Below are 23,232 nucleotides of genomic sequence, written 5' to 3'. Positions count from 1 at the left end.
GGCGGCCTGTCGTGATCGCCTTGCCGTTCGCCCAGGCTGTTGCTGACCTCGATGCCGAGGTTGGCAGCATGCTGCCCAACGCCACCGCCACCTACCAAGGCGGCGAGCCCTTCGGCGTCATCCTCGACCGCAGTGCGTCCGACCCGTTCGGTCCTGCGGTGGATGTGGCGCAGATCTCGGTGGCGTACTGCGTGGCCAACACGCCGGGCGTGCGTGAGGGCAGCGAGCTGGTGGTGGATGGCGTGGTGCACAAGGTCACCGGCCCGGTGCAGCCCGATGCGGGCGGCTGGGTGGTGCTGCAGGTGTACCCCAAGGCATAGGCGCAAGGCACCACCATGCTGGCACTCATCGCCCCGCTCAAGACCCGTCTGGGAAAACTGCCGCAGCTCACCGGCTGGGATGTGCGCACCAACACCGAAGAGGTGGACCGCAGCAAGGTGCCTGCTGCGGACATTCGGTGTGTTGGCGCTACCGCCTCGGCGAAGGCTGGCGCCGTTACCTTGTCGGCGCAGTGGCGCATCACCCTGGTGGTGTCGCGCAGCAGCACTGCTGCCGACACGCTCGACACCGCCATGGGCGCGGTCATCTGCTCATTGCATGGGTGGCAGCCAGGTCAGCAGGGCGATCGAGGGTGGAACCGGCTGGAACTGCTCAGCGCCACAGAGCCCGACTTCGCCAGTGAAGGTGTGGTGGGCTACGAACTCACATTTTCCACGGCTGGCCTGTACACGGGCCAGCAGTAAACAACGCAACAGTCTCATCAATCTGGAGGCCCCACATGCCAATCGTCCACGTTCAAAACCAATACGTCATTCCGCGCGGCCGGGTGTACATTGATCCCTACGATGCCAACGAGCAGCTCACGGGTGAGATTCCGCTGGGCAACTGCCCTGAAGTGACGATTGAGATTTCCCAAGACAAGTGGGAGCATTTCAGCAGCGAGCAGGGCCTGGAAGAAAAGGACGCTGGCGGCGCCATTCGCGTGAACCGTACGGGTAGCATCACCTGCGACAACTTCAGCCCACGCAACGCAGCGCTGTGGCTGTCGGGGGCGCACACTGTGGTCACGCAGGGCACAACGCCAGTCACTGGCGAAGAGCGCACCGTGCTGCCGGGCCGCATCTATCAGCTGGGCTCCACTGCAGGCAACCCGCTGGGCGTGCGCAACGTCACCGCAATCACAGTCAAAAACGAAGATGGCACCGTCACCTATGACGTGGGCGATGACTACAACGTGGATCCGGAAAACGGCCGTGTGCAGATTGTTGAGGGCGGTGCTATTACCGCTGGCGTGGTGCAGTTTGGCTACACCCCCGTGGGTGGCACCTTCGACGCCGTGCAGTCTGGCGCCACCGCCGAGTTGATGGGCGCGCTGCGCGTGGTGCCGGACAACGCCACCGGCCCGAACGATGACGTGTACCTGCCCAAGGTATCGCTCAGTTCCTCGGGCAACCTGTCGCTCATCGCCTCTGGCACCGAACCCATCACTATGGAATTTGGCATGGAGGTTCTCAAGCCTGCCAACGCCCAGGCCATCTACCGCGCGGGCCGCCCCGTAGCGTAACCACCCCACCCACGGCGCCCAGCGCGCCGTGCAACGCCTCCCTGTGCCGCTGCCCCAGCGGCGGCACATGAAGCCGCTGCATTGCCCAAACGGTCCCACCACCACATCCACCCGCCATGGCCTTCAAGCCCATTCAGATCGTGATCAACGCCAAGGACAACGCCTCGGCGGTGTTCTCGTCGTTGCAGGCGAAGGTGGCGGCGGTGGGCACGGCCATCCTGGGCTACTTCGGTATCCAGGCGTTTGCCGGTGTTGTTCAGGGGGCGGCTGACTTTGAAGCGGCCATGAGCCGCGTGCAGGCAGCCACAGGCGCCACCAAAGATGAAATGGCGCAGCTCACCAAGCTGGCCAAGGATGCTGCGGCATCGTCCGGTTTCTCCAATGTGGAAACCGCTGACGCGCTGACCAACCTGGCAAAGGCTGGCGCCGATGTGAATGAGGCCATGGCAGCGCTGCCAGGCGTTATTGCGCTGGCCCGGGCGGGTGAGGTCGGGCTGGCCGAGTCGTCTGAGTACCTCACCAAGATCATGGCCGCCATGGGCGGTGAGTTTGCCGACGCTGGCAAATACGCCGACGTGCTGGCCATGGGCGCCAATGCTTCCAACACCAGCGTCACCGGCCTGGCTCAGGCGCTCAGCTACGCCGCGCCGTCTGCCAAGGCGCTGAACCTCAGCCTTGAAACCACGGTGGGCCTGATCGGCAAGTTTGCCGACGGCGGCATTGATGCCAGTCGCGCAGGTACTGCGCTCAATGCCATCCTGAGCCAGTTCCTCGACCCGGCCAGCAAGTTTCGCAATGAGCTGGCTTTGGCGGGCATTACGACCAACAAATTCGAGGATGCCCTGCAGCAGCTTGCCGAGGCGGGTCCAAGGGGTGCCCAGGCAATTCTGGCTGTTGGTACTGAGGCTGGGCCTGCGCTGCGTGGTCTTCTCAACGCTGGATTCCCGGCCCTTCAAGAGCTGATTGACAAGCTCAAGAATGCAGAGGGCAGTGCAGCCGCCACCGCCAAAGCGCTGCGCGACAACCTCAACGGATCGCTGTCTTCTCTGGGTAACGCCTGGAAGGCGGTGACGGATGTGCTTGGCACCCCGGTGTTGCCGGTGCTCAAGCAGGGCGTGGATGAGCTCGCCGCTGCCTTCCGTCGTGCGGTTGAAGACGGCACGGTGCAGCGCTTTGGTGAGTCCATCGCTACCGCCATGCGCCAGGGCATTCAGTTTGTGCGTGAGTTCCTGAGCACGGTTGACTTCACGGTGGTCATCGCCCGCATGCAGAAGTTCGCGGACGATACCAACGCCTCTCTGACCAAGGTGGGTGAATACGCCACCAACGCTGGCAATGTGGTCAAGCTGGCGTGGGGGGTGATGACAGCCGGCATTGATGGCGCGATGGCCATCATCTACAAGACCACGGAAATCATGGTCGGGCAGTTTGCCCGCATTCAGCTTGGGGCTGCTGCGCTGATCGAGGCTCTTTCGAAGATCACCTTCGGTGAATTGTCCGAGCGGTACAAGCGCGCAGCCGATGAGATTCGTATCTCTGCAGAGGCAACTGCTGCTGCCAGTCAGGCGCTGGGCGAAAAGGCGAAACAGGCGTTGGAGGATTCTGCAAAGGGTGCGGAGCTTGCCAGGGCTGGGTGGGACGGCGTCACCAAAGCCATGGCCGAGACCGAAAAGCAGGGCACCCGCACAAGCGCCGTGATTGCCAAGATCGCCGAGGATCTGGGCAAGGGTGCCCAGGCTGCTGCGGACTATGGCATTGCAATACAAAAAAAGGCAAACGCCGAAGCCTTGGCCTCTATCGCTGCCGCTGACCATGCGGAAAAGGTGGAAGCCCTTGAAAAGCGGTATGCCGAACTGAGGGCTTCGGGCAACGTCAACGAGGCGATCAAGGTCTTTGATGAGCTCACAAAGACTCTGCGCCAGGGCTCTGTCTCTGCAGAAGACTACGCCAAAAAGATGGCGGATGTGGCTAAGGAGGTGGACGCTGCATTCACACGTCTCGGTGTTGTGAGTGCGGCGAAGCTCAGGCAGCTGGCGGAAGCTTCGCAGGCAGATTTCGAAACGATCAGAAGTTCCGGCCTGGCAACCGCAGAGGATCTCTCGCGGGCCTTCAAAAAAGCTGCCGAAGATGCGATTGCTGCCAATAAAGGCATTGCCCCGGGTTGGGTGACGGCAGAAGCTGCAGCGCGTGGGTACAGGATCGTTGTGGATGAGGCTGGCCGCGCCACGCTGGAGCTGGTGAACAAAGGTGCCGAAGGCCTGGAGCGCATGGCCCGTGGCTGGCACATGAACCGCGAAGCCATCGAGGCGCAAAAAGACGTCATGGCTGAAATGCTCATGCGCTACACGATGACGGCCGACCTCACCGAGCGCCAGATCAGGCTGCTTGAACGTGAGGCCGCAGCCGCCGAGAAAGCCGCCGAGGCCTACCGCAAAAAGTGGAACATGGACAAGGAGGGCTACGCCCTCAACACCAAGGGCGAGCGCGCCTTGCAGGGCGAGTCACAAGAAACTATCGACGCCGACATTGCCCGCCGCTACGGCCAGCAAAACGTGGGCAACCCCCTGGCCGAAGAAGCGCGCCAGCTTGCCAAGATCCTGTCGGACATGGCCCAGATCGGCGGCCTGAGCCGCATCGAATCTGCCGAAAGTGCCAAGCAGATTGCAGAGCAGCGCCGCCGCCTGCAAGAGCTGGAGGCCCTGCTGCTCAATGGCATTGGCGCTGCGACAGAGGGCGATGACCAGGGCGGCGGGGCTGCCCCGCAAAGGCCGGGTACTGGTGGTGGGCGCGGTGGCTCATCGTCTGGCGGTGGGTCTTCTTCTGGAGGCGGCTCCGGCGGCGGTGGCGGCATATCCCCCGGCCTCAGCGGCCCCCAGCAGCCCGCCCCGCCATTCAACGTTGTCCTCAATGTTTACGGCATTACCGACCCCGTGAAGTTGGCGCGCGAGTTGGAGCCTGAGCTCAGACGCCGCGCGGCCCTGTCCCGCTGACCCACCACGCACGCCCCAACCCCGCACACACCCATGCCCTCCGTACAACGCTACCTCTCTGGCCGCCACAACCTTGCACGCACCGCCGCGCTGGTGGCGTCCAGCGTGCGCGCCAGCACCGCCATAGAGCGCACCAGCGCCGTGCGGGCGGGGGGGGGGCGGGTGCTGCTGAGCGGTGCCTACACCGGGCACGAGGCCGCCCAGGTGGACGTGGAGATTGTTGCGGCAGGCGGCATCCCCCGCGCATCGGTGCCGCAGTTCGTCGGCGTGGGCAATGGCCAGCTGGCTGTGCAGGATGTGGACATTGGCGCCGATGAGCAGACCTTCACCCTCACCCTGGCAGACCTGGGCGTGCCCACCGCCAGCGCCGCGCTGGATGTGCGCGAGGTGCGCATTCGCGCCAAAACCCCAGGCGCCTTGGGTAACGACCTGCGCATCACGGTGCAGCCGCAACTGGTGCGCACGGCCACCGCCTGGGCGCTGCTGAGCGACTGGGCTGCAGGCACGGCCACGCAGCAGGGCCCGCAGTGGGACTTTGGCGGCCTGCCTCTGTCGGCAGCGGGCGAGCTGGATGCAGCGGGCTCGCGCATCCAGTTTGGGTTTGACCCCCAGGTGTACCGGCCTTACCGCGTGTTCAAGGATGGCGCATGGCGCTTTGGCGTGTCGCCCGAGCTGCAGCGCAGCGTGGCCACCGGCACGCAGGTGTTCACCGTCACGGGTGGCTACGTGATCACCGTCACCGACGGCACCACCACCGAGACCTATGGCGACACCGAGGCCCCAATCCCCCAGCCGCCCGTGGTCAGTTTTCATGACCTGCTGGTGGCGCTGGCTGATTCGGCGCTGGTAGAGGTGGCGGGCGTGGTGGTGGCAGACCGCACCATCGGCGGCCAGGCGGCCATTGATGTGCCGCTACGCACCTCTGCCTGGCTGCTGGCGCTGTCGGGCGTGGTCAAGCTCGAAGGTGTGGCCGTGCCCGCCGATGCGCCCACCCAGGCCATCACCGTGCGGTGTGTGAATGCCGACGTGGCGGGACAAGAACGCTGGAGTGTGGTGGGCGATGTGTCCGGCACGCTGGCCCAGGCCACCACGGGCACGCCTTACACCAGCCTGGCCGCGCTGTTCACGGTGCCGGTCATCCCGCCGTCGGGGCAGGGCAACGGCACCTGGTCCTTCAAATACGCGCCCGTCACCCGGGCAGCGGGCGTGGGCGCGCCCAGCGTGTGCGTGCGCCCGTTCCGGTTTGGGGCCAATGCGCGGCCGCTCACCGTCACGTTCGTGTATTCGCGCCGCCCCCCCGCAGATTGCAAATGCAGCGACATGCCCACGCCCCGGGTGTCGCTGGAATGTTTGGGCCTTGAAGAAGGAGATGCCATGGCTCTTGACCCCGCGCACCTGACGCGGCTGCAAACCCTGTACGCGTGGCGCAAGGACTTCCACGCGTCCAAATGGGCCAAGTACTACACGTCGGCCAAAGACCTTGACTTTGCCGACCTGCTCACCTCGGTGTTCAGCACCTGCCTGACCGAGTTGTATGCAGAGCCGCCCGCAGTCACTGCGGCGCTGGATGAATGGGACGATGCCCTCACGGGCATGGACACCGACCTGGCCGACCTGGAAAGCACCACGTTTGCCAACTATGCCGGCGGCAACCTGCCTGAGACCCTGCCCGCTGGCGAGCAGGTGGCTGTTGCCATGCCTGGTTACGTGGGCGCACCTGATGTGTTCATGCCCCAGCAGCTCAGCGTGGCCATCACCGACCTGGTGCGCAAGTACCAGGCCCGGCTGGACTACGTGCGCACCCTGGCGGGCATAGTCCCAAAATCTGACCCCAGTAGCGGAGACGCGGGCGGCTGCTGGGTGGACCATGGTGATGACTATTGGTGGGTAGACGCCGATGGTTATTACCTGCCCGCATTTACCAACCAGGCGTATATCAGCGCCCGGCGCAACACCGAAACCGGGGTGGCCTACAGCACCAAGGAATTCGGCTTTGGCCTGGTGGTGGCCTGCCCTGAACGGCTGGTGCTGGGCGACAGCCTCACCATCCGGCTTGAACAGGTAGACACCGCACGCCCCTACAGCGTGGGCGACACCGCCTTGCTGCAAACCGTGGGCGCTGGCGCCGCATGGCTCACCGGTGGGGTGGACGGCACCGACGAGCAAACCTGGCGCGTGGCCGCCAGTGTGGCCGGGGCCTTGCCCGATTACATGGTGCCCACCGACGGCAGCGCCGTGCCCGCGTACATCCAAGAAGGCATAACGCTGCAGCTGGCGCTGGGCGGCATCCCCTACGCGCTGGGCGACAAGTTCACCTTTGCCGTAGAGGCAGGCCAGTACCGCTGGCGCAAGGATGCCGGCGCGTGGAGCGTGGCCAGCGACATCCCCGCCACCGGCATCGCCGCCCTGGCCGATGGCCTCACGGCCACGTTTGAGCCCGGCGCCGCCCCCAGCTTTGTGGCGGCCGATGCGTACAGCTTTGCCGTGTACCAGCCCAATGCCGCCAGCCATGTCAAAAACGCCACCGCCAGCGCCTGGGGCTGGGCCGGTGCCGCCGCCAGCACCACGGTAGATTTTGGCGCAGCCACGGCCATCGGCATGCTGGCCCTGGCCCGCTACAGCCTGCCCCCTGGTGCCACCGCCACCGTGCAGCTCAGCGATGACGGCACCACCTGGGGCACCGCCCAGGCGTTGGATGTAAGCGGCCTCATTGCCCTGCACACCTTTGCGCCCGGCACCACCGCCCGCGCCGTGCGCGTGAACGTGGCCAGCGCCACGGGCGGCAGCATCGGCTGGCTGTGGGTGGGCGAGCCGCTGGCCACCACCTACAGCGCCACCACCTGCCAGCCCACGCGCCGCTGGGCTGTGCAGCGCGGGCAGGGCGTGAACGCCGCCGCGCTGTATTCCGGCGCCGGTGTGGGCTGGGGGGTCGAATGGGACATCAACGGCCAGCTGGGCGGCTACATCACCCAGACCGAGGCATCTGCACTGCTGGGCCTGGTGGACTGGGCGCAGCAGCACGACGAGCCGCTGATTTTTGTGCCCCACCACCTGCACCCGCAAGACGCCGCCCTGGTGCGCCCGGCAGACGACGCCATTGAGGTGACAGACGCCATGGAATACCAGCCCAACGACACGGGCCACCGCAAGCTGCAGGCGCGCCTCACTCTCGACCCGCTGTACACCTGATTGCCGCGCATGACGATGACGCTCCACATCACCATCGCCGCCACAGACGCATCCAGCGCCTACCTGCTGGCCGCGCCCGGCACCGCCCAGCCCGCCACCGGGCTGCTGGTGCCCAGGCTCAATGCCATCAGCACGCTGCAGCGGCCCTTGTCCATCCCCGGTATTGCCACCGCGCCCGGCAGCAATCTGGACGCCGACCTGGGCAACGAGGATGGCAGCCTGACAGCCCTGTGGGGCGCCCGCCCACCCGTGCGCCGCCGCGCCACGGTGGTGGATGTGGCCACCGGCAAAACCCTGTTCGCAGGCATCGTTACCGGCCTGCAGCTGGGCGAGCAACTGCGCCTGACGCTGGAGGCTGGGCTAGACCGCCCCCTGTCTGACAACCTGCCCCTGCGCACCAGTGCCGTGTGGGGCGGCTGGCGTGATGTGCGCGTGCTGCCCTGGGTGTATGGCGCCTGCACCCTGGCCCCCATCCAGTACAGCGACGACCAGCGCCTTTACCTGCTGGCAGACCACCCCATTGCGGGCGTGGACGCCGTGGCCCGTGATGACGTGCCCGTGCAGGACTGGGGCTGGTACAACACGGTAGACAGCACCGGCCGCGCCGTGGCCATGCTGGAGCTGGCCCAGCCCCTGGCAGAGGGCGAGCGCCTGGCCGCCACCGTGCGCGGGCGCATGCACCCCACCACGGGCGCGCTGCTGCAAACCCCGGCCGAGGTGCTGCACGACGTGCTGGCCCATCTGGCCCGCGCCCCGGTGCAGTGGGCCGATCTGGACGACTACCGCACCGAGACCGCGCACATCGTGCTGGGCGGCCTGCTCGGCGACAACAGCATTACCATCCGCGCAGCGGTGGACGGCATCATGCAAAGCGCGGGCAGCGCCTGGGCTGCGGCCATGCCCGGCATTGCCACCACCTGGCCTCCGCTGCCCGATGCCGCCGCGCCCGCGCTGGTGGTGGACAAGATGACGGCCCAGGGCCTGCAGGCCGCCACCAGCGCCCAGGGCGTATACACCGTGCTGCGCGTCTTGTATGACTACGACCACGCCGCCCAGCGCTACCGCCGCGCCATCCAGCTGCGTGCGCCCGAGGTGGTCAAGGACTATGGCGAGCTGGAGCTGGAATGGCCCGCCCCCTGGCTGCGCAGCCCCCGCCATGCCGAAGCCCTGGGCCAGCGCATGCTGGCCTGGCTGGCCCGCCCCCGCTGGCGCGTGACGTGGCAGCAGTCGTATGCCGACGCGCCCACCGGTGCCTGGGTGGATGTGGTGCATCCCTTGTCGCCCCTGCAGGGCCGCCACCGGCTGGTAACCGCGGATCTGGACCTGGCCGCCGCCACCCTGGCCTGCGCCATCGAGGCGCCCGTGGGTGCCGCCCCCGCCATCGAGACCATGCGCCTGTCCACCGCGTTCGACCCCGTGGTGCAGCCCGGCATCACGGTGGAGGTGGGTAAAAACGAAATCATCTTTACCGCCACCGATGAGCAGGGCCGCGCCCTGGCTGGTGCTCGCATCACCCTCAACGGCGGCGCCAGCCGCATTGCCGATGGGGCGGGGCGCGTGTCGTTCCCTGTACAACGCGGACGGCATGTGCTTCTGGTGGAGGCCTCGGGCTACCAGCCGTATGAGGTCGAGGTGGTGGTATGACCGAGCGCCGCCGCTTTTTCCCAGCCCGCTCTGTGCAGCAGGTGCCCGGCCAAACCGTGGGCCTGCAGGTGCGCCTGCGCCCCACAGCCGCGCCAGCCGCAGCGGCTGCGGCCGAGGTGGTGTGCACCGGCTGGCTGGTGCCCTGGCTGTGCGCCGCCACGCCCGAGCTGATTGCGGTGGATGTGTTGCCCGACGGCACCACCGAAATCCACGGCATCTATTACGACCCAGAAACGGGCATCGACTACGGCGGGCTGGAGTCTTCGGTGTGGGTGGGCGCCCCTGTGGCCTTAGATGGTACGGGCCGTGCGCGCCCCATCCCTGGTGATGGCTTTGTCTGCACCGAGCTGCAGATCAACACGACTTACTACACCGCCTACCCGGGCCGCCACTTCATGGCCCTGGCGCCCGGTGGCACCTGGCAGGCCGAATGGGATTCAGCCACCACCGACCCGCTGGTGGCGGCATCCGGCCACCGCGCCATTGTGGCGGGCAGCACCCTGGCTGTAGCGGCTTTGGACACCGAAACCGGGGACGACACCATCGAAACCCTCACGGCCACCGCGTATTCCGGCGCCACCCAGGTAGCGCAGCTGGTGCTGCGCACACACCGCATCGCCACATAAGCACAGACAAGGGCAAGCCCATGAGCAACACCTGCACCCCCGACACCCACAAGCGCGGCGACAGCTTCGACCGCGTGGGCGAAATGCCCGCATTTTTTCCCGACGGGTACTTCGTTGGCTGGGAGGTCGCCTCACAGATCCGCACGCCCGATGGTGTGCTGGTGGCCGATCTGGAATGCGCCTGGCTCGATGACGTCACCACCCGCAACCTGCGCCTGACAAAGATCGACACCAAAGCCTGGCCGTTGGGCGAGGCAAAGATCGACGTGCAATTCAAGCGCACGTCAGACGGCTTCACCTTCAGCAGCGGCACCGAAACGCTCTGGATCGTTGGGGATGTGACGCACGATGACTAACCCCACGCCCATCAAGCTCAGGTTTGCCCCGCTGCTGCCCGCGCTGCAGCTGGAGTTTGCAAAGCGGGTGGAGCGCCCGCTGGCGATCGCAACGGCCTACGTGGGCCCGCCCGGCCCACCGGGCGGCATGACCTACACGCACACCCAGGCCATCGCGACGGCGGTCTGGACCGTGGCCCACAACCTGGGCCGTCGCCCCTCGGTATCAGTCACCGACCACCTGGGAAACGTGGTGCATGCGGACGTGCGCTACCTGGACGACGACATGGTGCAGATCACCCACGGCTCTGCACTCATCGGCTTCGCTTACTGCAACTGACAACGGAGGGCACCACGCCATGAAAATCACCAACACCCTCGACGCCAATGGCTTCAAGGTCCAGAATCTGCAAGACGGCACCAACCCGCAGGATGCCGTCACCAAGGCCCAGCTCGACGCGGCTGTGCAGGGTTGGAAATGGAAGGACCCCGTTCGCGCGGCCACCACAGCCAACATCACCCTTTCGGGTGCGCAGACTATCGACGGCGTGAGCGTCATCGCTGGCGACCGTGTGCTGGTCAAAGACCAAAGCACCGGCAGCGCCAATGGCATCTACGTGGCCGCATCGGGTTCTTGGTCACGCGCCACTGACTTCGACGCAGCGAGCGAGCTGGTGGGCGCCACAGTGTTCGTGTCCGAAGGCGCCACCAACGGCAACAGCCAGTGGCTGATGACCACCGACGGGCCCATTACGCTGGGCAGCACCTCCCTGGTGTGGACTCAGGTCGGGGCTGGCACTAGCTATACGCAGGGCAACGGCATCATCATAGGCGGCGGCGTTATCGCGGTGGACGCTACCGTGGTAGCCCGTAAGTACAGTGCCACCATCGGCGACGGCTCTGCCACCACGATCACGCTGACGCACAACCTCAATACGCAGGATGTATCGGTCAGTGTGCGCGAATCGACCGGCAACGCGGGCGTGCTGGTGGACTGGGTTGCCAACGGCGTCAACACGGTGCAGCTGACATTCGGTACGGCGCCCACGTCCGGCCAATACCGGGCCACGGTGATCGCATGAAGCACGTTGGCGTTCGCAGCAATGCGAAGGATGTTGTTTCACAAGAGCAATTGGTCTTTCGCGAAAAGCTCACGGCTGCCCGCACCTACTATGTGCGCACGGATGGTAGCGACAGCAACACCGGGCTGGTGGACTCCGCTGGCGGGGCCTTCCTGACGGTGCAGAAAGGCATCGACACACTCTGCTCCCTGGACCTCAGCTTGTACGACTGCACGGTGCAGATTGGTCCCGGAACGCGGACGGCAGCGCTCACCCTGAAAAAGTACGTCACCGGCGGCGGCGTCGCCATACTGCTCGGTGACACCGCGACCCCCTCGAATGTGGTGATGAGCGTCACGAGCAACAACTGCTTTGCAGGTGTGGAGTGCGGCCTGTGGCGCATCACGGGCATGAAGCTGCAGACCACCACCAGCGGGTATGCGGTTTTCCCGAGCGGTAAAACATCCAACGTCGAGCTGCGAAACATTGATTTCGGAGCCTGCGCGAGCGGTCATGTTGTTGTTGGTGCAGGCGGATTTGCCCGCTACTCCGCAAATTGCACGATCAGCGGCGGCGCGCCGACACATCTGCAAATAGCGAACGGCAGTTCGTTCGTCGCCGGTGGGATCACGATCACCTTGACAGGCACCCCGGCTTTCACAACGTTCGCTAGCTTGGACTCCCTGGCTCTCGCCGCGATTCAGTCCGTGACGTTTTCCGGATCCGCAACAGGTGCGCGCTACAGCGTGACGCTCAACTCGGTCTTAAACACCTTCGGTGCAGGTGCGACCTTTCTGCCAGGTAACTCAGCCGGATCAACGGCCACTGGGGGGCAGTACGCATGACTACCTACCAGCTCACCCATGAAGGCTATGTCATCAAGGATGGTGAAACGAAGGTGCCAACAAACACGCTGGATGGGGTTGATCCACACCCCGAAACAGCGGCGTATTACGCGTGGCGCATGGTTGGAAACATCCCGTTGCCAGCCGACCCGCCCACATCAGAAATTGCCCTGGCATTGATTGCTGAGCTTGAGCAGGCCAGCGGATCGCCCCAGCGCATCGTGCGCGAGGGCCTGATCTTGATGGTGGAGTCGCAGGCCAAGGCTCAGAACGTGCCGCTTGAATATGTGCGCGCCAAAAACAAGGGCTATCGGCTGCTCAAGGAATGTGAAGAGCAAATCGCCGTGCTTCGCCAATACCTCATCACCTAAAGGGCCTGCCATGTCTCAAGCCATCATCCTCGCGCCTGTCTATGCCTTGCTGCTGCTGTACGCCCTGTGGGTGTTCTTCCTGGCTGTCATGAGCCTCAAGCGTGCCAAGGACGCGGGGCTGCTCACCACCACTGCCAAGTGCTTTGGCTACCCGGTCTTGTTCGCTGGGTTGCTGCTGGACTTTCTGGCAAACACCCTGGTGCTCACCGTGCTGCTGATGGAGCTGCCGCGCGAGGGCACGGTCACCAGCCGCCTCAAGCGCCACAACGCCGCCGGCACCGGCTGGCGCAAGGCGGTGGCGGCCTGGGCGGAGCCGCTGCTGGACCCTTACGACCCTAGCGGGGACCACATCTAAAAAATCAATCAGGAGGGACGATATGCCAGACACCCCAACGCCGCCGCATTTCTCAGGCCCCGAGCGCCGCCGCTCACGCCCTGCCGAAGTGCGCCTGACCGACGCCACCATCGACTACCTCGAAGAAAAGATGAAAGTCGCCGTGGCCGAAGGCATCAAGTCGGCCATGACCGAAGACACCGCCAAAGCCTTCTGGTCCGCAGGCCTCTCGGTGCTGCAAAAGCAGGCCACCGCGCACACCGGCCGGTTTGTGGTGGGTGGGCTGTGGGGGCTGGCCACCGGGCTGGGCAAGTTCCTGGTGCTGGGCGGCATCGTTTACGCCATCGGTGGCTGGTCGGCGCTGGCCACGCTTTTCAAAGCTGTTTTTTTGAGTGGGCAACCATGACCAATTCACAAGACCCGATCGCGCTGATTGCAGCGCTGCAAGACACCAATGTGCAGGCCTTCTTGCGCATGCTGCGGCATGGCGAGGGTACTGCAGGTGATGACGGCTACCGCGTGATGTTTGGCGGCGGCCACCTGGTGGGGCTGGATGGTCAGCCGGGCACAGCTGATGACTTTGCCGACCACCCGCGCCAGGCCATCACGCGCAAGCTGGGGGGTAACCCCATCACAAGCACCGCCGCTGGCGCGTACCAATTCCTATCGCGCACGTGGGATGGGTTGGTCAAGCAGTACGGCTTTGCCGACTTCTCGCCCATGAACCAGGATCTTGGGGCTGTGGCGCTGATCAAAGGCCGCAAGGCGCTGGATGATGTGATTGCCGGGCGCTTTGAGGATGCGGTGCGCAAGTGCAACCGCGAGTGGGCCAGCCTGCCGGGTAGCCCCTATGGCCAGCCTGTGGTGACCATGGCCCGGGCCCGCCAGGAGTACGAGGCCCACGGCGGCACGTATGCCACGGCATTGCCCGAGGCGGCGGCCACGCCGGCTGATTTCATCAACCCGGTGGCGCTGGCCGCCGACACCATCACCCCCAAACCCAAGGAGCAACCTATGGCCCCCTTTATCGCTGCAGTACTGCCATCCCTGATTGACCTGGTGCCCAAGCTGGGCCGTTTGTTTTCTTCGGGCTCTGAAACTTCTGAGCGCAACATAAAGGCCGCCGAGATCGTGGTGGCCGCCGCCAAGGAGGCCATTGGCGCGCGCAATGAGCAGGAGTTGCTGGAGACGATCAAGACCGACCCCGCTGCTGCTGCTGCCGTACGCGGCGCGATTGAGTCCCAGTGGTTCAAACTGGAAGAAGTGGGCGGGGGCATCGTGGCTGCGCGTGAGGCCAATGCGGCGTACCTGCAGCCGGGCATGCAGGGGTTTTGGCACAACCCGGCGTTCTGGATCTCTCTGCTGCTGCTGTTGCCTTTGTATGGCCTGATCGCGGATGTGCTGTTTGTGCACCCGGACAACTACAGCAGTGAGCTGCGGGTGCAGTTTGTGACGGCGCTGCTGGGGGTGATCGCCCTGATTGGCGCGTATTGGCTGGGGACCAGCTTCAGCAGTCAGCGCAAGACGGAGCTGCAGGCGGGAAGTGGCAAGTTGCCCGGGGTCTGATAGGTGGCGTGATGCAACCCGCCCGCAGCCGCAAGGCCGCCCGCCTAATCGAGCAGCGCCAGCGCCGCGAGTGGCGCGAGCAGCAGCGCGAGCTGCAGGACCGCACCCAGCGCCAAGCCATCCCACGCAGGGACGACGGGCCGCCGCCGAGGATTGACTAAGCGAGCGCCTGGCTGACAACGATCTGATTTGTCACAAACCCGAGCAATCCGCATCCCCCACTGGGTCAGCGGCCTCGTTTTCATAAGGCCGCCCCTCGGCCGCAGCCAGAGCCAAAGTCCCGGCATCCAGCGCAGCGTCCCAGTCGGTGAAGTCGCAATCCGAGGCCGAGTGCTCGCGAAAGCGGCCGACGTCATCCGGCTCCTGTGCCAGCACAACCCACCGGTAGCTATTGGTATCGTCGGGATCTGTGATGACCTGTAATGCGTAGGGCATGTGCGTCTCCTGTTCAATCGGAAAAGTTTAGCCAGTGCTCCAACAAGCCGGTGTAGGCCAACACGCCCGTGCATGGCGCTTCAACGACGGGTGTGAAGCTAGAAGGGTGCCGGTGATTCAATGACCTCCACCGGCCCAATCCCCCGATACAGTACCTCACCCGTGTGCTTCACGGTCACAGTCCATCGGTCGGGCTCGACCTGCTCAACCAGGTAGGCAGTGGGCTCTAGCGGCAGCACCATTTCATCGGGCATCCCGCCGTACCAGGTCGGGTAGCGCAGTAGGGTGGGGTAGGGGATCAGGCTTTCACGTGGGTCTTGTGCCATTGCTCGCTCACTGAGGGTTCTTTGCCCGTGCGCTCTTCCACGGGCAGATTTTTCATCCATTTGCGTGCGTCGAACCGGGGCAGGGCGGGCGCCTCGGGGCCACTCAGGGGGCGCACCAGCCACAGCTGCAGATGCTCGTACTGCCGCCCCTCCTGGTTGCTGATCACATAGCCGCGCAGCAAAAAGCCGTCGCCCACCACGTCCACAAACTCAGGGTCAAACAGCAGCAGCAAGGTGAGGGGGTGTGACACCCACTCACCCATCAGCTCGGCCCTGCGCAGCGTGCGCTTGGCAGAGCAGTCGGCATATGACATGTGACACACCCGCAGCAGCCCCCGCGCTGGCTCGGGCCATTCGGCTGGGTGCAGGCGCAGGCCTGCAGATCGGAGGGGGATTACTTCGCAAAACACTGTGAAAGCATACAGTGTTTTGCGGCGCGAAGCATGCCTATTTCTCCTACATCAGCACGGGCTGCATTGGGCCTACGATGCGTGCTATCCAGGCAGGAGCGCACATGTGCAACAGGTACACACCACCGAAGGAATTGGAAATTGAGCGCGAATGGCATGTCGGCAACCGCAACCCGCTGCGCTGGTGGGACGAAGTGCTGTTCCCACGCGGGCAAGGTGCCTTCATCCGCCGGGCGAAGGACGATGCTGGCTACAGCCGCGAGCTTGTGGTGGGGCAGTGGGGCCTGATCCCCTGGTTTGCCAAAGAACCCAAGCTCAAATACCCCACCAACAATGCGCGCTCCGAGGAGCTGGCAGACAAGGCCAGCTACAAGCACCCCTGGGCGCGTGGCCAGCGCTGCATCATCCCGGCCGCCGACTTCGATGAGCCCAATTGGCAGAGTGGCAAAAACGTGTGGTGGCGCTTCCGCCGTGCTGATGCCCGCCCCTGGGGCCTGGCGGGCTTGTGGAACACGTGGACGGACAAGGCCACGGGCGAGGTGCACGAGAGCTATACCATGCTGACCATCAACGCTGACGCGCATCCGCTGATGAACAGGATGCACAAGCCAGACCCAAAGCTGGCCGCTGACCAGCAGGACAAGCGCAGCGTCATCCCCATCGAGCCTGGGGACTATGACCTGTGGCTGGCTGGCACCCAGGCCGAGGCCCAGGCCCTGCTCAGGGTGGCGCCTGTCGAGTTGTTCGACGCTGGGCCGGTTGTGGCGTAGGGGGCGCAGACCGCTGCAGGCCCATATTCAAGCGTAGCTATTGGCGTAGCTATTCGAATAATCGAAAGATTCCTATAGGGGAAAATAGGAATCGAGGATCACAATGTTCATCCCGACATTGTGCCTTGGCCACGCCGGTCGTTTCGCACCGAACAGCCTCCTGGCACAGGAAAGGATGGGGCTTTTGGTGACGGAGTGTTGGCGACCTCGACAAGCGCCGTCCACAGCGATCAGGCAGCATCCTCCATATACAAAGCAGTCAATGGATCGCTGGGTGGTGCATGCCTTGGGCTCAACAGGCTTGTAGCGCCGCCTCGGATGCAGCCAGGCGGTCCAGCTCGGCGCACACATCGGCCATGCGGCCGGCGATCACCAGTCGGCCTGAGCCGCCCGATGTGGGGACCCTGCGCAAGACCTTGGCAGCCCTGCCGCCTGAGCCGTCTGCCAATCTGGATGATCCACAGGCAACGCGGGTAGCGGCAGGCGACGGTATGAACGCCCGGGCATCGGTATTGGTGGCCACAAACCGTGTGGTGGCACAGGTGGGTGGTGTCTGCGGGCTGACCGTAAAGGGCCAGTTGCCTCGCGGTGGGCGTTGGCTGGGGATGTTGGATGGACGGCGGGGCTTGTCAGTGCCTGCTGATCCGCTCCTGCGGCCCGGGTCCGCGTCATCGGGATGGGGGCGGGGCGCAGGCAGGTCTGCTGCAGACGGCTCCTTGAAGGTGTGGAGCCAGAGGGTCAGGGTGCGCAGAGTACTGGAGAGCGCAGAAAAGGTGGTCAAGGCAATTCCCATGTGAAAACTCCGAAGGTCGGGGGTTGGACATAGGCAGGATTGCAAAGTAAACCGGCACCGCAGGGCTGGCGTACTGGTTTTACCAGTGCGCCAAACGCCCGCCACCTGCAGCGCGGCAGCTAACGAACTAATTCATGAGTGAATGCGATGGAGCGCTGTGGCTACATCAACATGGTGTTGCGGATGAGGCCGACGGCCAGCCCTTCAATCTCAAAGGGTTCGCCGGGCTGTACCACGATGACCGGGTAATCCGGGTTCTCGGGCAGCAGTTCGATGGCGGTCGCAGTACGGCGCAGGCGCTTGACCGTCACATCGTCTCCCAGGCGGGCCACGATGATCTGGCCGTTGCGGGCTTCGCGGGTGGACTGCACAGCCAGCAGATCGCCATCCATGATTCCGGCATCGCGCATCGACATACCGCGCACTTTGAGCAGGTAATCGGGCTTGTGATGGAACAGACTGTTTTCCACACTGTAGGTTTGGTCAACGTGTTCCTGCGCGAGAATGGGCGACCCTGCCGCCACACGTCCCACCAGGGGTAGCACCAGTTGTGAGAGTCCGGGAATCGGCAGGCTGAACTGGTTGCCGCGCGCTGCATTGATGGAGCGCACGGTGTCACCGCGCAACCGGATGCCACGGGATGTGCCACTGACCAGCTCGATCACGCCTTTGCGCGCCAGCGCCTGGAGATGTTCTTCTGCCGCGTTGGCCGACTTGAACCCCAGTTCGGCAGCGATCTCTGCACGGGTGGGGGGCGCCCCGGTGCGTGCAATGGCCGTCTGGATGAGATCCAGAATCTGTTGCTGGCGGGCAGTGAGTTTCGGGTTGTCGAGCATGGTGGTTTCCGGTGGAGGCGGCTACAGTGATGGATAACTGTTTTTTAATCCAGTAACTGTATTTTTCACCAGTTTTTCGGAGTACGCAAGTGAGTGGGCAAAAAATTGTGGTTTTGGGTACCGGAGGGACCATTGCGGGCACGTCCGCGCAGGCGGGCGACAACATCGGCTACACCGCTGCGCAGGTAGGGGTCGGGCAGCTGCTTGCAGCTGTTCCCGGATTGCAGCAGGCCGCGCGGGGCGTGCTGGTGGCGGAGCAGGTGGCCCAGATCGACAGCAAGGACATGGATGGCCATGTGTGGCAGGAGCTGGCGCTGCGCTGTGCGCACCACCTGGAAGATCCCGAGGTGCGTGGTGTAGTCATTACCCACGGAACCGACACGCTGGAAGAGACGGCCTGGTTTCTGCATGAAGTGCTGGACACCCGCGCGAAACCCGTGGTGCTGACCTGTGCCATGCGCCCGGCCACGGCGCTCACGCCCGATGGGCCTCAGAATCTTCTGGATGCTGTTGCTGTGGCGGTCACGCCCGGCGCACGGGGTGTGCTGGCGGTCGCCGCTGGCGAAATTCATGGGGCACGGCAGGTTCAGAAGGTGCACCCCTACCGGGTGAATGCATTCAACTCGGGCGAGGCCGGGCCTTTGGGTTGGGTGGAGGAGGGGGCTGTCCGCCTCGTGCAGGATTGGCCCCTGGCGCCTGGTGTTCCAGCATTGAATGCTATTGAAAATGTAGTGAATGCCGCAGCCTGGCCCCGCGTGGAAGTGGTCATCAGCCACGCTGGCGCATCGGGAACCATGGTGGACTCACTGGTCCGAGATGGGGTCCAGGGGCTGGTGGTGGCCTGCACGGGCAATGGCACCATCCACCATGCTCTGGAGGCCGCATTGCTGCGTGCCCAGGAGGCGGGTGTGCGAGTGGTGCGGTCCACGCGCTGCTCCGAGGGGCAGGTGCTGCCCAAGCCGGGGGACGCATTGCCGGACTCCCAGGGGCTATCCCCCTTGAAGGCCAGGATCTCGCTGATGCTCGAACTGCTGCACTGAGCAACAAGGCCGCCCCGATGTTTTTTGCAACTCTTAAATCCCATGCGTGGGCCTACCCCGCGCTGGAGGTGGTGCACATCGTGGGCATTGCCTTGCTGCTGGGCAATTTGGTCTTGCTGGAGTTGCGGGTGTTTGGCCGTGGGGCGGCGCTGCCCGTCAAGGATTTGGCGCGGCTCAGCCTGTCGCTGGCGTTGTGTGGTTTTGGCCTGGCGGCGGCGTCGGGCCTCTTGATGTTTGCCACACAGCCTGCCGAACTGCTCGCCAGCCGCGCATTCACCTTGAAGATGCTGCTGTTAATGCTTGCAGGTTGCAACGCCGCGTGGTTCCATGGGCGGGGTTCCCTGGCTCGCCTGGATGCTCTGGCCCGGGTACAGATGCTGGGTTCCACCGTGATCTGGCTGGCTGTGGTGGTGTGTGGCCGCTGGATTGCTTACCTCTGATCAGACATGACAAGGAGAGAACCGATGAGCCTGCAACGCCGCCACGTGCTCCTGGCCGCCACGGCCATTCCCTGGGGCGCGCGTGCCCACCATGGGTGGAGCAGTTTTGACCCCGACCGTCCCATCTACCTGGAAGGCACCGTGCGCAAAGTGCGCTGGCAAAATCCACACGCCGAGCTGGAGCTGGAGACACCTGCCGAGCTGAAGCTGCCTGCGGATCTGGCCCAGCGTGCGGTGCCTGCGCAGGCGTCCCCCGTGGATGGCAAGGCCTTGCTGGCCAAGACGGTTTTACCCACCCGCAAAGACCGCCGCTGGGAGGTGGAGCTGGCGCCCCTGACCCGCATGCAGGCCTGGCAGGTGCAGGAGATCAAACCCGGCACTGCGGTATCGGTGGTGGGCTTTACCCTGCGCGAAGAGAAGGGCGACGCGGTGCTGCGGGCGGAATACCTGTTTGTGGATGGCAAAGCCTACGGCTTACGCTCCAGCCCAGCCTGACCCACTGGTATGGCCCGGGTATAGCCATGCGAAAGGCTGGAAGCGGGTTCCCTGCGCCGCACAAAAAAAGCGACGCCCTGCTGCCATGGCGCCGCTGGTTGCAAGGGGCGATCGCCCCGTGCCTTAACTGGCCAGTGCCTGCAGTGCGCGTGCCGTGATCTCGTCCACGCTGCCCGTGCCGCTGATGGCGCGGTACTTGGGGGCCAGCTCGGGTTCGGCCTGGGCCCAGTTGCTGTAATAGTCCACCAGGGGGCGCGTCTGGTCGCTGTAGACCTGCAGGCGCTTCTTGACGGTTTCTTCCTTGTCGTCTTCGCGCTGGATCAGCTCTTCGCCCGTCACGTCGTCCTTGCCTTCCACCTTGGGCGGGTTGAACTTGACATGGTAGGTGCGGCCGCTGGCAGGGTGCGAGCGGCGGCCGCTCATGCGTTCGATGATGGCGTCAAAAGGCACATCGATTTCGAGCACGTAGTCGAGCTTGACGCCCGCTGCCTTCATGGCATCGGCCTGGGGAATGGTGCGGGGGAAGCCGTCGAACAGGAAACCGTTGGCGCAGTCTGCTTGCGTGATGCGCTCCTTGACGAGACCGATGATGATGTCGTCGCTGACCAGGGCGCCCGAATCCATCACCGCCTTGGCCTGCAGGCCCAGAGGGGTGCCGGCCTTGACGGCTGCGCGCAGCATGTCACCGGTGGAGATCTGGGGGATGCCGTACTTCTGGCAGATGAAGGTGGCTTGCGTGCCCTTTCCGGCGCCAGGCGCGCCCAACAAAATCAGTCTCATGGAAGTCCTCGAAGGTTAGAAATCGGTTGGCGCCGCTGGCGGGGACGTTCGAAGGGCGCCTGAAGCCGTTCTGTGCGCCCGGGATGCGGTGCTCTCGTTGCGGTCGAGGATAGCATGCGACTCCCTTGCGCTGACTTACATGCTGCACCGGGTTGGGCAGGGGTGTCGCAGGGTGGATAGCCGGGGCATTCGGCGGACCGGCGCGGCGCGCGCCACCGGCCCGCTCCTCATCGGAAAAGGCGGCGAACCCGTTCCAGGTCTGCGGGCGTATCCACGCCCGGGCCAGGGGCTGCGTTGGCCAGATGAACCGCAATGCGGTGGCCGTGCCACAGGGCGCGCAGTTGCTCCAGCGCTTCCACCGCCTCGGTGGGGGCGGGTGCCAGGGCAGGAAATTGGCGCAGAAAGCCCGCACGATAGCTGTAGACGCCCACATGCCGCAGTGGCGCGAATCCCGCCAGGGCTGCTACACCGGGTGCCGCCGTCTCGGCGGCACCTTGCCACCAGGCCAAACCCACATGGTCCCGCGCAAAAGGGATGGGCGCGCGGCTGAAGTAGTGGGCCAGGCCACGCGCGTCCAGCACCACTTTCACCACGTTGGGGTTGGTGTAGTCGGCCAGTGACGCAATCGCGTGGGCTGCGGTGCCCATGCTGGCCTCCGGCCGGGTGGGCAGGAGGGCTGCCACAGCGTCGATGAGGCCTGGGTCTATCAAAGGTTCATCGCCTTGCACGTTGACGACCACGTCGTCCCCGTCCAGGCCCAGCTGGGTACAGGCTTCGGCCAGGCGGTCGCTGCCGCTGGGGTGGTCGGCGCGGGTCAGTATCGCTTGCACGCCATGGGCGGCGCAGGCCTGCAGGATGCGAGGGTCATCGGCTGCCACCACCACGCAGGCTGCTGCACTTTGGGCGGCACGCTGGGCCACGCGCACCACCATGGGCAGGCCAGCGATATCGGCCAGGGGTTTGTCGGGCAAGCGGCTGGATGCCATGCGCGCTGGGATCAGCACCGTGAAGCGACCGCTCGCGGTTGGAGCGCCTGGCGTGCCGGGATCCGTTGCTGCGCTCACTGCTCCAGTTCCTCGTCGGTGAGTGTGCGGGCTTCGTTTTCGAGCAGCACCGGAATGCCGTCCCGCACCGGATAGGCCAGGCGAGCGCTGCGGGAGACCAGTTCCTGGGCATCGCGGTCGTAGGTCAGCGGGCCTTTGGTGACGGGGCAGACCAGCAGTTCAAGCAGTTTGGGATCCATGGTGACAGCGCTTTCCAGGAGGTTCGTTCGGGCAGGCAGGGATGATAGCGGCGGCCCGGGCGGTGAATCATTAATGCCTTTGGACGCCCAAGGCCAGCAGGCGCGCATCCAGCGCTGCGAAAAAGGCCGGGTCAATGTGCAATTGCAGGGGCACGGCCAACGCGTCCGGGTGGTGTTGCCAGAGCTTGACAGCGTCTTTTTCGGTGCAAATTAGCGGGTAGCGCTTGTCAGATGAGTGGGTCCAGCTATCAAAATCATAGTGATCTGGCAAGGCTTCCGTGTGTGCCAGCTGCAGCGCCTCAGCCTGCAGCATGGCAAAGAACACTTCGGGGCGTGCCACCGCCGCCACGGCATGCAGCGGCTGGCCTTGCAGGTCCGACAGCGGCACCCGGGTGCCGTCTGCACGCAAGGCATAGGGGGCCAGTCGGCGTTGCAGGCCATAGGCATGGGCGGGGTCGCTTCCAGGCGGCAGAGTCCCTGCATGCAGCACAAAATCCACCGCGCGTGGCCAGGGCTCACGCAGGGGCCCCGCTGGCAGCAGGAAACCGTTGCCCACGCCCTGTTCGTTGAAGATGCAGACCTCCAGATCGCGCGCCAGGGCCAGGTGCTGCAGGCCATCGTCGCAAACGATCACGTCGGTGTCCGGGTAAGCAGCCCGCAGGGCGCGGGCGGCGGTGATGCGGCGAGGCGCCACAAACACGGGCACCCCGCAGTTGCGCGCGATAAGGGCGGGTTCATCGCCCACCTCATGGGCGGGGCTGTCGGGCGTCACCTCACGGCAGTCGGTGGTGCTGCGGCCGTAGCCGCGGGAGACCACGCCGGGGCGCAGGCCCAGACCTTGCAGATGCTGGACAACGGCAATGACCACGGGGGTTTTACCTGCGCCTCCGGCAATCACGTTGCCCACGACGATGACGGGGCGGCCAGGGTGCTCCGCCTTCAGCATGCCGATGCGGTAAAGCCCGCGCCGCATACCGACCAGCGTGCGGTAGACCCGCGAGACCGGCCACAGCACCCAGGCGAGCGGGCCGCGTGTCTGCCAGATTTTCTGGAGCCCGGGGGCGGGTGGGGGGAGGGCTGCGCCCCGCAATGCGGGGGCGCTGGGCGAGGGCGGCTGCAGCCCGGGGGCAGCCATGCGT

29 protein-coding genes are annotated in these 23,232 nt (G+C 65.0%); 20 read left to right on the top strand and 9 right to left on the bottom strand.

Going from position 1 to position 23,232, the window contains the following annotated elements; genetic code table 11:
* The first annotated feature begins 11 nt into the window (after positions 1-11).
* From LPA35_RS05525 to LPA35_RS05450, 16 genes are all read left to right on the top strand, one after another.
* The gene (locus LPA35_RS05525) at positions 12-320 is read left to right on the top strand and encodes a hypothetical protein (protein WP_228895623.1); all 309 of its coding nucleotides are present in this window, start codon (positions 12-14) and stop codon (positions 318-320) included.
* A gap of 15 nt (positions 321-335) precedes the next feature.
* Positions 336-743 carry a hypothetical protein gene (locus LPA35_RS05520; protein ID WP_228895621.1) on the top strand — a complete coding sequence of 136 codons (408 nt, stop codon included), beginning with the start codon at positions 336-338 and terminating at the stop codon, positions 741-743.
* A 35-nt stretch (positions 744-778) separates the two neighbouring features.
* Positions 779-1,564, top strand: a complete 786-nt coding sequence (locus tag LPA35_RS05515; RefSeq protein WP_228895619.1) for a hypothetical protein — start codon at positions 779-781, stop codon at positions 1,562-1,564.
* Between the two features lie 116 nt (positions 1,565-1,680).
* Positions 1,681-4,554 (top strand): phage tail tape measure protein, encoded by a 2,874-nt coding sequence (locus tag LPA35_RS05510; protein WP_228895617.1) that lies wholly within the window; start codon positions 1,681-1,683, stop codon positions 4,552-4,554.
* Positions 4,555-4,587: 33 nt separating this feature from the next.
* A complete protein-coding gene (locus tag LPA35_RS05505; RefSeq protein ID WP_228895616.1) occupies positions 4,588-7,743 on the top strand; it encodes a discoidin domain-containing protein in 3,156 nt (1,051 codons plus the stop codon).
* Between the two features lie 9 nt (positions 7,744-7,752).
* The gene (locus LPA35_RS05500) at positions 7,753-9,387 is read left to right on the top strand and encodes a carboxypeptidase-like regulatory domain-containing protein (protein ID WP_228895614.1); all 1,635 of its coding nucleotides are present in this window, start codon (positions 7,753-7,755) and stop codon (positions 9,385-9,387) included.
* Positions 9,384-10,013 carry a hypothetical protein gene (locus LPA35_RS05495; RefSeq protein ID WP_228895612.1) on the top strand — a complete coding sequence of 210 codons (630 nt, stop codon included), beginning with the start codon at positions 9,384-9,386 and terminating at the stop codon, positions 10,011-10,013. The genes LPA35_RS05500 and LPA35_RS05495 overlap by 4 nt, the downstream gene beginning before the upstream one ends.
* A 20-nt stretch (positions 10,014-10,033) precedes the next feature.
* A complete protein-coding gene (locus tag LPA35_RS05490) occupies positions 10,034-10,369 on the top strand; it encodes a hypothetical protein (RefSeq protein WP_228895610.1) in 336 nt (111 codons plus the stop codon).
* Positions 10,362-10,688, top strand: coding sequence for a hypothetical protein (locus LPA35_RS05485; protein WP_228895608.1), 327 nt, complete (start codon positions 10,362-10,364; stop codon positions 10,686-10,688). The genes LPA35_RS05490 and LPA35_RS05485 overlap by 8 nt, the downstream gene beginning before the upstream one ends.
* Positions 10,689-10,707: 19 nt before the next feature.
* Complete coding sequence (locus LPA35_RS05480) at positions 10,708-11,430, top strand: head decoration protein (protein WP_228895607.1); 723 nt, start codon at positions 10,708-10,710, stop codon at positions 11,428-11,430.
* Positions 11,427-12,254 carry a hypothetical protein gene (locus LPA35_RS05475; protein WP_228895605.1) on the top strand — a complete coding sequence of 276 codons (828 nt, stop codon included), beginning with the start codon at positions 11,427-11,429 and terminating at the stop codon, positions 12,252-12,254. Before LPA35_RS05480 ends, LPA35_RS05475 begins: the two co-directional genes overlap by 4 nt.
* The gene (locus LPA35_RS05470) at positions 12,251-12,625 is read left to right on the top strand and encodes a hypothetical protein (protein WP_228895604.1); all 375 of its coding nucleotides are present in this window, start codon (positions 12,251-12,253) and stop codon (positions 12,623-12,625) included. Before LPA35_RS05475 ends, LPA35_RS05470 begins: the two co-directional genes overlap by 4 nt.
* Positions 12,626-12,635: 10 nt before the next feature.
* Positions 12,636-12,980, top strand: a complete 345-nt coding sequence (locus LPA35_RS05465; protein WP_228895602.1) for a hypothetical protein — start codon at positions 12,636-12,638, stop codon at positions 12,978-12,980.
* A 22-nt stretch (positions 12,981-13,002) separates the two neighbouring features.
* Positions 13,003-13,365, top strand: coding sequence for a hypothetical protein (locus LPA35_RS05460; RefSeq protein ID WP_228895600.1), 363 nt, complete (start codon positions 13,003-13,005; stop codon positions 13,363-13,365).
* Complete coding sequence (locus tag LPA35_RS05455) at positions 13,362-14,525, top strand: glycoside hydrolase family 104 protein (protein WP_228895598.1); 1,164 nt, start codon at positions 13,362-13,364, stop codon at positions 14,523-14,525. Before LPA35_RS05460 ends, LPA35_RS05455 begins: the two co-directional genes overlap by 4 nt.
* Positions 14,526-14,536: 11 nt before the next feature.
* Positions 14,537-14,686 (top strand): hypothetical protein, encoded by a 150-nt coding sequence (locus LPA35_RS05450; RefSeq protein WP_228895595.1) that lies wholly within the window; start codon positions 14,537-14,539, stop codon positions 14,684-14,686.
* A gap of 31 nt (positions 14,687-14,717) precedes the next feature.
* Here the strand turns inward: LPA35_RS05450 and LPA35_RS05445 are convergent, their stop codons facing one another.
* From LPA35_RS05445 to LPA35_RS05435, 3 genes are all read right to left on the bottom strand, one after another.
* Positions 14,718-14,960 carry a hypothetical protein gene (locus tag LPA35_RS05445; RefSeq protein WP_228895593.1) on the bottom strand — a complete coding sequence of 81 codons (243 nt, stop codon included), beginning with the start codon at positions 14,958-14,960 and terminating at the stop codon, positions 14,718-14,720.
* 98 nt (positions 14,961-15,058) lie between these two features.
* A complete protein-coding gene (locus LPA35_RS05440; RefSeq protein WP_228895591.1) occupies positions 15,059-15,286 on the bottom strand; it encodes a hypothetical protein in 228 nt (75 codons plus the stop codon).
* On the bottom strand, positions 15,259-15,600 hold the full coding sequence (locus tag LPA35_RS05435) for a hypothetical protein (RefSeq protein ID WP_228895589.1): 342 nt from the start codon (positions 15,598-15,600) through the stop codon (positions 15,259-15,261). The genes LPA35_RS05440 and LPA35_RS05435 overlap by 28 nt, the downstream gene beginning before the upstream one ends.
* 200 nt (positions 15,601-15,800) lie before the next feature.
* Between LPA35_RS05435 and LPA35_RS05430 the strand changes: the two genes are divergently transcribed.
* Positions 15,801-16,466, top strand: a complete 666-nt coding sequence (locus tag LPA35_RS05430) for an SOS response-associated peptidase (protein ID WP_228895587.1) — start codon at positions 15,801-15,803, stop codon at positions 16,464-16,466.
* A 292-nt stretch (positions 16,467-16,758) separates the two neighbouring features.
* Here LPA35_RS05430 and LPA35_RS05425 read toward each other — a convergent pair whose 3' ends face one another.
* The gene (locus LPA35_RS05425; protein ID WP_228895585.1) at positions 16,759-17,247 is read right to left on the bottom strand and encodes a hypothetical protein; all 489 of its coding nucleotides are present in this window, start codon (positions 17,245-17,247) and stop codon (positions 16,759-16,761) included.
* Between the two features lie 173 nt (positions 17,248-17,420).
* Entirely contained in the window at positions 17,421-18,095 is a 675-nt protein-coding gene (gene lexA / locus LPA35_RS05420) for a transcriptional repressor LexA (protein ID WP_176886099.1), read from the bottom strand.
* 89 nt (positions 18,096-18,184) lie between these two features.
* Between lexA and LPA35_RS05415 the strand changes: the two genes are divergently transcribed.
* From LPA35_RS05415 to LPA35_RS05405, 3 genes are read left to right on the top strand one after another with little or no spacing between them, the layout of a single operon-like run.
* A complete protein-coding gene (locus LPA35_RS05415) occupies positions 18,185-19,135 on the top strand; it encodes an asparaginase (protein WP_228895583.1) in 951 nt (316 codons plus the stop codon).
* 17 nt (positions 19,136-19,152) lie between these two features.
* Positions 19,153-19,575, top strand: coding sequence for a hypothetical protein (locus LPA35_RS05410; protein WP_121420290.1), 423 nt, complete (start codon positions 19,153-19,155; stop codon positions 19,573-19,575).
* Between the two features lie 24 nt (positions 19,576-19,599).
* On the top strand, positions 19,600-20,070 hold the full coding sequence (locus LPA35_RS05405) for a DUF6152 family protein (RefSeq protein ID WP_121420289.1): 471 nt from the start codon (positions 19,600-19,602) through the stop codon (positions 20,068-20,070).
* 123 nt (positions 20,071-20,193) lie between these two features.
* On the opposite strand, the gene adk is transcribed toward LPA35_RS05405, so the two are convergent.
* The 4 genes from adk to lpxK form a co-directional block, all read right to left on the bottom strand.
* Complete coding sequence (gene adk / locus LPA35_RS05400; protein WP_121420288.1) at positions 20,194-20,850, bottom strand: adenylate kinase; 657 nt, start codon at positions 20,848-20,850, stop codon at positions 20,194-20,196.
* Positions 20,851-21,077: 227 nt separating this feature from the next.
* A complete protein-coding gene (gene kdsB, locus LPA35_RS05395; protein ID WP_255669569.1) occupies positions 21,078-21,914 on the bottom strand; it encodes a 3-deoxy-manno-octulosonate cytidylyltransferase in 837 nt (278 codons plus the stop codon).
* Positions 21,911-22,093, bottom strand: a complete 183-nt coding sequence (locus tag LPA35_RS05390; protein ID WP_010458810.1) for a Trm112 family protein — start codon at positions 22,091-22,093, stop codon at positions 21,911-21,913. The genes kdsB and LPA35_RS05390 overlap by 4 nt, the downstream gene beginning before the upstream one ends.
* Positions 22,094-22,163: 70 nt before the next feature.
* Positions 22,164-23,228 carry a tetraacyldisaccharide 4'-kinase gene (gene lpxK, locus LPA35_RS05385; RefSeq protein WP_228895579.1) on the bottom strand — a complete coding sequence of 355 codons (1,065 nt, stop codon included), beginning with the start codon at positions 23,226-23,228 and terminating at the stop codon, positions 22,164-22,166.
* Positions 23,229-23,232: the final 4 nt, after the last annotated feature.

Origin of the sequence: Acidovorax sp. Leaf73, from assembly GCF_916855635.1 — a bacterium.
Lineage (GTDB): Bacteria > Pseudomonadota > Gammaproteobacteria > Burkholderiales > Burkholderiaceae_C > Acidovorax > Acidovorax facilis.
Note: the sequence above shows the minus strand (reverse complement) of the source record. Positions and strands in the feature narration are given on the sequence as shown.